We start from the raw sequence: 6,185 nt of genomic DNA, 5'->3' as shown, positions 1-6,185 counted from the left end.
CACCGTCGGCCTTACTGCTACGTCGCCCTCAGGAAATTCCTTTGCCTATGGAAAAGCCAAAAACGCAGGTATCGCGATTGACATGGAAAGTCATATCAGTCGGCTCGCCTAGGCCGTGTGTAGAGGCGTGCGCGCCTGGGCGCAGGATTGCCTCAGGTGGAGCGGCTAGATATCTTGATGTGGTGAACTCGCCGCCGCGTGCAGCTTCTCGGCCACACGCCATGGCAAGAGCTCGTCGATGACAGAGATTCTATGGTCGGCGATTCTCGGCAACATAGTTTAGGTACGCGCGCGGATCGATGTCGTTGAGGGCGCATGTGCCAATCAACGAGTACATTGCAGCAGCACGTTCACCACCGCTGTCGGAGCCCGCAAATAGGAAGTTCTTGCGGCAATGCAATTATGTGCATTGCCGCAATAATGCGCAGCTAAAAATTATGCGGAGTTTGCGTCGTCCGGCTCGTCACGCGCACCGGTGCGACGCGCCTTGCAGAGATCTGTGGCTTGCAGGAAACTGCACATAAAAAGGTGCTTTCCTGTTTGGGTTGTAACCCATTCAGGAGAATCATCATGATCGGCTTGGTTCCTCTTCGACCGCAGCCTCAGGCGTGGTTGTGGCGCAGCGTCCTTTCTCCCTTCGCAGCGCGCTACTGCGAATATCTCGTTGATACCGGCTACGCGGCTCGTACCATCAACATCTACGTAAGGTGCGTCGCGCACTTTGCGTATTGGCTTACAACCCACCGTTTAGCCGTAGCACGCGTCGACGATCGACTTGTTTGCAGCTTCGTGAACGATCATTTGCGGCGGTGTACATGCCCCGATCCGATTCCAAGGGGTCGGGCGGACGTAAATGCTGCACTTCGGCATTTGCTGGTCGTCATGGGCGCGTGCGCTGTCCCGCGGTTTCTGCGGGCGGAATCGGACTCGGTGCAACAGGAGGTACGTCGCTTTACTGACCATCTCAGGGACGTTTGCGGCCTAGCCGAATGCACGCGATATCAGCGCGGGCGAATCATTCGCGATTTCTTGCATCAGCGCTTTGGTCGAAAACACATAGACATGAAGCTGGTAACGATTCAGGATATTCGTCGTTTCGTTACGCACTACCCTGACGGATGCAATGCTGGAGCCGCTCACGTAGCGGGCGTAACGTTGCGCAGTTATCTGCGATTCAGGACCATGCAATATAACGATCAGGTCGAAGAGTTGAACGCAGCTGTGCCAAACGTGGCTGGATGGAGGTTGGCGGCGCTGCCTGAAACGCTTTCTGACGCCGCGATCGAGCAGTTTCTGAACTCCTTCGATCGCGAGACTGCGGCAAGCTTACGTGATTACGCCATGGTGCGCTGTCTAGCTGATCTTGGGTTGCGGGCTGCGGAAGTCGTGCAGATCCAACTCGACGATTTAAACTGGCGCGAAGGCACGCTGCAAATCCGTCGCACCAAATCGCGGCGGAGCTACATCATTCCGCTGCCGGAGCCGACCGGTCATGCGATCGCCGACTATATCCGGTCAGGCCGACGGGCAACGACAACCTCCCGCGCCGTCTTTGTACGCCATTACGCACCTGCTGACCTTCCATTAGGAACGGGCGGCCTCCACAAGGCCGTGCATGACGCATATGTCCGTTGCGGTTGGACTGACCGCTCTGGAACCCATCTACTGAGGCACAGCGTTGCCCGACGGCTGCTTCGTTCCGGATCGTCGTTGAAAGAAGTGGCTGACGTACTGCGCCATCAGAGCATCGATACCACCGCGCTCTACACGAAGATCGACCTGCGAAGCCTGGAGGCCGTGGCGCTTCCCTGGCCGGGGAGCAAATCATGAAGCGTCCCGTCAAATCGGCACACACAATGGTATCGCTGGTGGAAACGTATCTCGCAGAGCGACGCTGTCTCGACTTCGACCTTGTGATCTCGGGGCAGGTGCTGATGAACTTCGCCCGCTTCGCGGATACGGTGAACCACCGCGGTCCGATCACCGAAAGTCTGGCCCTTGCCTGGGCACACTCGACACCGAGCGAAAGGTCCATTACCTGGGCGCGTCGGATCGAGGTAATGCGCCCCTTCGCGAAGTATCTCAGGCAGTTCTATCCCGATACGGTTGTTCCGCGACGCGAATTGTGCGGGCGGGCCCATCGTCGTCTGGCACCGCACATCTACACGGAGCAGGAGCTCGGCGAACTCCTCACGGCGTCGGCGGCGATGTTACCCGTCGGTTCGATCAGACCGCTTACATATGAAGCGTTGTTTGGTTTGATTTCGGCAACCGGCATGCGTATCTCGGAAGCCATCAATCTCTCTCGAGACGACGTGAATCTTGCCGAGCGTACGCTCACGGTGCGTGAGACGAAGTTTCACAAATCGCGCCTTATTCCGATGCATCCTACCGTAACTCTGGCGATGAAGCGTTACGCTGCTCGCCGTGCGCTGGTCGTCGCCGCAGAGCCTTGCGATTCGTTCTTTGTGAATCTCAATGGCAGAAAGTTGCAGGCCCGAACAGTGCACTGGGTGTTCGGGCGGATTCGCGAGCAACTCGGGTGGACCTCTCGGGGTGACCACGCGTTGCCTAGAATCCATGATCTTCGCCACACGTTCGTGTGCCGGTGCATCCTCAAGTGGTATCAGGACGGCGTGAACGTCGACAACCGGATGATTGCGCTGTCGACATATCTGGGGCACGTGAAGCCGAGCGATACCTACTGGTATCTGACTGCGGTTCCCGATCTCATGGAAATCGTGAGCCAGAAATTTGCATGCTTTGCCGAAGGGGTACGTCATGACTAAAGCCTGCAAGGTTCCTACCTTCACGACGCTTCTGCAGGACTTCTTCGTCGAACGGTTGATGCAGCAACGTGCGGTGAGCCCGGAGACGATATCGAGCTATCGCGATTCGTTTCGTTTGTTTCTTCAGTTCGCATCGGATCGCCTTGGCAGGTCCCCAACTGATCTGACGCTGTCGGACATGGATGCGCCGCTGATCCTGGCGTTTCTGCGACAGCTCGAGGTTGAGCGGCGCAACAGCACGCGGACCCGTAACGTTCGACTCGCAGCGTTGCGTTCGTTCCTGAAGTACGCGGCACACCGTGACGTCGCGTCGTTGGCCGTTATACAGCGCGCACTCTCCGTGCCGATGAAGCGTTGCGATAAACCTATGGTCGGATTCCTGTCACGCGACGAGATTCAGCAACTGTTAACGGCGCCAGACCCGGACACCTGGTCGGGCCAACGCGACAGGGTTCTGCTGGCAACGATGTATAACACGGAGGCGCGCGTCTCGGAGATCCTGGCACTACGCGTCAGTGATGTCGTCCTGGGTACGTCACCCTTCGTTCATATTCTTGGCAAAGGACGCAAAGAACGAACGGTACCTTTATGGCGATCCACGGCCAGGCTCATAAAGGCGTGGTTGCCGCAGATCCAGGATGCATCAAGTCAGAGGCTCTTTCCAAATCGATCGGGAAACACAATGACGCGCTCCAATGTCGCCGATCGGATGAGAATTGCCGTAACGCGCGCGAAGGACCAATGTCCGCAGCTCGCCAGACGGCGCGTTTCTCCTCATCTGGTTCGGCATGCGACTGCCATGCATCTACTTCAATCAGGCGTCGACCTGTCGGTCATCGCTTTGTGGCTGGGACACGAAAGCCCATCGACAACACATGGCTATATGGAAGCTGATCTGACAATGAAGGAGCAAGCGTTGAACAGGATTCAGCCGCCGCAAGTAAAGAATCGTCGATATCGACCACCGGACCGCATCCTGCAGTTCCTGGAGTCGCTGTAATTATGCGTAGCTCGCCGAACCGCGAATCCTTGCGGATCGCTTCGGCGACTCGCAAGGCATTCTTCGACAGTGATGGACTCCGCATAACTTCCGGCTGCGCATTATTGCGGCCCAAACTCACACAGCGCAGCGCGTTCTCCGCGATGTTGTTGTCGATCTCGAGCGTACCGTCTTCGCAATAGAGCGTCAGCGCGCGCCACTGATTAAGCGAGTAGCTGATCGCCTTGGCTGTGTCAGACTTCGACGACAACGCTTCGAGCTTGGTCTTGAGCCACGTTTCGTAGATGCGAAGCAGTGGCTTGGCTCTCTCCTGCCGTATTCGCAGCCGTTCGTCCGCAGGCTTGCCGCGAATGGAAGCTTCAATGTCGTACAACGCACCAATGTATTCGAGGGCCTTCTGCGTTGTGTCGGACGGCGTTCGTACGTGGATATCGTAGAACTTTCTCCTTGCGTGAGCATGGCAGGCTGCTTCCAGTACTGAGCCATCCAGGAACAGTTCATCGAAGCCCGCGTATGCGTCCGCTTGTAGCGTCCCTCTGAAGCCAGTGAGATGAGTTTGAGGGTGGATGCCTTGCCTATTCGGCGAGTATGCGAACCATACCGCAGCCGGTTGCGTGGAGCCGGAGCGACGATCGTCGCGCACATAGACCCAGAGACGACCTGTTCGGGTCTTCCTGTTGCCTGGTGCGAGCACGGGAATCGGCGTATCGTCAGCATGCAGTTTGGCGGTCGATACCGTATATCGGCGCAGCGCCTCAATCAGTGGCGCGCACAACGCTTCGCATTGGCCGACCCAGCGCCCCATACTGGCACGGTCAAGCGTGACGCCGTCGCGAGCGGCGATTGCCGATTGTCGATACAACGGCTGGTGGTCTGCGTATTTCGAGACGAGGATATCCGCGAGCAAACTCGGGTGGGCGATGCTCCGCTCGATTGGCAGTCCCGGCATCGACGGCTGTTTGATGGAGTGGCAGCAAGGGCAAACAAGTTTGCGCCGGATCGTGCGAATGACTTTGAAGGCGGCCGCAACTCGAGCGAGTTGTTCGGACATGTCCTCACCGAGCAGTTGCATTGTTTGACCGCAGTCTGGGCAACTGGATTCCGGCTCGAGCACATGATCTTCGCGCAAGAGGTGCGCCGGTAATGCATGTCTCGAAGCCGCGTTGCCGGTTGTTGCGTTGGAGGCGGACGCGTTGGCGCCTTGAGCCTGCGCGCGCTGCACGTCTGCAACGCCGCGTCCGGCGGCCAGATCTTCGAGTTGGGTCTCGTGGGTCTCTATCTGCCGCTGCAACTGTTCGGATTTGCGGCCGAACTGCATGCGTCGAAGTTTGTCGATCTGTGCCTTGAGCTTATCGATCTCAATATCGCGTTCAGCGAGCAGACTACGAGCCTCGACCAACAAGGCCTTCAGGAGATCGACATCGTCAGGAAGATCGGCGCCGTTCGACATGCACGGCAGTTTACGAGTGTTCCGCGCGGTTTACAACATCGATAACGCGGCGGTGCGTCGGGGCTGTCGCCAATCGATGCCGTCGAGAAGCATTGACAGTTGTGCGGAGCTCAGATGAATCTTCCCGCCGTCGGCCTGAGGCCAGATAAAGCGGCCCCGCTCAAGACGTTTTGCCAGGAGCCAGATGCCATCCTCCGTCGCCCAGAGGACCTTTATGAGATCGCCTCGGCGGCCTCGGAAGACGTAGACGTTGCCGCCCAATGGATTCTCTTCAAGCGCCGTTTGCACCTTTGCCGCTAGCCCCTGAAACCCACAGCGCATGTCGGTCACGCCTGCAGCAACCCAGATACGCGTGCCAGCCGAGAGCGAGATCATGATCGCAGACTGCCCAACACGGTACGCAGCATGTCGGCGTCGACCAGACCATCTACCTTGACCACCACATGGCCGATTCGGATTTTAATCGTGCCCGCAGGTGGCGCCGAGTTTGCATCTAATGCTTGTAAATCGCCGACGGCGCGGCCGGGGCCTGCGTCGGTGGGTCACTCAGCAGTACGACTGGCAGCATGCCGGCAGGCTGAGCGTGCCGCTCGGTAAGATATCGGCGCCGCCAGGTGTACAGCATGTTCGCGTTGATGCCATTCTCACGGGCGAGTCTCGCAACGGAGACGCCTGGTTCACACGCCGCTGCCGCCAGCCGGTCCCGAAGCTCCCTTGGGCAATTCGGACGGCCCGCTCGACTACCCGGCTTCTTCTCTGAGAACTCTGACAAAGTGGTGTCCATCAAATCGAAAGTGATGGACATCATTTTGCTGCGTACTGAGGTCACCCCCTACAATGGTCGAGACGAGCCGCTGATATGACTTTCCATGTCAATCGCGATACCTGCGTTTTTGGCTTTTCCATAGGCAAAGGAATTTCCTGAGGGCGACGTAGCAGTAAGGCC

The 6,185-nt window shown here is 57.9% G+C and carries 5 protein-coding genes and 2 pseudogenes; 3 read left to right on the top strand and 4 right to left on the bottom strand.

The features are described 5' to 3' along the window. Positions 1–165 precede the first annotated feature (165 nt). Positions 166–391: pseudogene (locus QCE88_RS41755) on the bottom strand (transposase domain-containing protein); the annotation flags it as partial. Between the two features lie 671 nt (positions 392–1,062). Between QCE88_RS41755 and QCE88_RS41750 the strand changes: the two are divergent. The 3 genes and pseudogenes from QCE88_RS41750 to QCE88_RS41740 all read left to right on the top strand — a co-directional run. Beyond that, positions 1,063–1,830: a tyrosine-type recombinase/integrase gene (locus QCE88_RS41750; RefSeq protein WP_309911897.1), complete on the top strand. Its 768-nt coding sequence runs from the start codon at positions 1,063–1,065 to the stop codon at positions 1,828–1,830. Next, on the top strand, positions 1,827–2,789 hold the full coding sequence (locus tag QCE88_RS41745; RefSeq protein WP_309911896.1) for a tyrosine-type recombinase/integrase: 963 nt from the start codon (positions 1,827–1,829) through the stop codon (positions 2,787–2,789). Before QCE88_RS41750 ends, QCE88_RS41745 begins: the two co-directional genes overlap by 4 nt. Further along, positions 2,782–3,621, top strand: a pseudogene (locus tag QCE88_RS41740) (tyrosine-type recombinase/integrase); the annotation flags it as partial. The gene QCE88_RS41745 and the pseudogene QCE88_RS41740, both read left to right, overlap by 8 nt. Position 3,622: 1 nt before the next feature. Here QCE88_RS41740 and tnpC read toward each other — a convergent pair. The 3 genes from tnpC to QCE88_RS41725 all read right to left on the bottom strand — a co-directional run bounded on the left by tnpC (position 3,623) and on the right by QCE88_RS41725 (position 6,023). Next, positions 3,623–5,239: an IS66 family transposase gene (tnpC, locus tag QCE88_RS41735; protein ID WP_309911895.1), complete on the bottom strand. Its 1,617-nt coding sequence runs from the start codon at positions 5,237–5,239 to the stop codon at positions 3,623–3,625. A 30-nt stretch (positions 5,240–5,269) separates the two neighbouring features. Continuing rightward, complete coding sequence (tnpB, locus tag QCE88_RS41730; protein ID WP_309911893.1) at positions 5,270–5,614, bottom strand: IS66 family insertion sequence element accessory protein TnpB; 345 nt, start codon at positions 5,612–5,614, stop codon at positions 5,270–5,272. Between the two features lie 118 nt (positions 5,615–5,732). Further along, positions 5,733–6,023, bottom strand: coding sequence for a transposase (locus QCE88_RS41725; RefSeq protein WP_309911898.1), 291 nt, complete (start codon positions 6,021–6,023; stop codon positions 5,733–5,735). Positions 6,024–6,185 lie beyond the last annotated feature (162 nt).

The organism is Caballeronia sp. LZ035 (assembly GCF_031451175.1).
Taxonomy (GTDB): domain Bacteria; phylum Pseudomonadota; class Gammaproteobacteria; order Burkholderiales; family Burkholderiaceae; genus Caballeronia.
This window is presented reverse-complemented; position numbering and strand designations above follow the sequence as displayed.

What these genes read in the sequence shown, in the direction of transcription:
- tnpC (WP_309911895.1), bottom strand. Translation starts at nt 5,239, where the DNA reads ATGTCGAACGGCGCCGATCTTCCTGACGATGTCGATCTCCTGAAGGCC.
- QCE88_RS41725 (WP_309911898.1), bottom strand. Translation starts at nt 6,023, where the DNA reads ATGGACACCACTTTGTCAGAGTTCTCAGAGAAGAAGCCGGGTAGTCGA.
- tnpB (WP_309911893.1), bottom strand. Translation starts at nt 5,614, where the DNA reads ATGATCTCGCTCTCGGCTGGCACGCGTATCTGGGTTGCTGCAGGCGTG.
- QCE88_RS41745 (WP_309911896.1), top strand. Translation starts at nt 1,827, where the DNA reads ATGAAGCGTCCCGTCAAATCGGCACACACAATGGTATCGCTGGTGGAA.
- QCE88_RS41750 (WP_309911897.1), top strand. Translation starts at nt 1,063, where the DNA reads ATGAAGCTGGTAACGATTCAGGATATTCGTCGTTTCGTTACGCACTAC.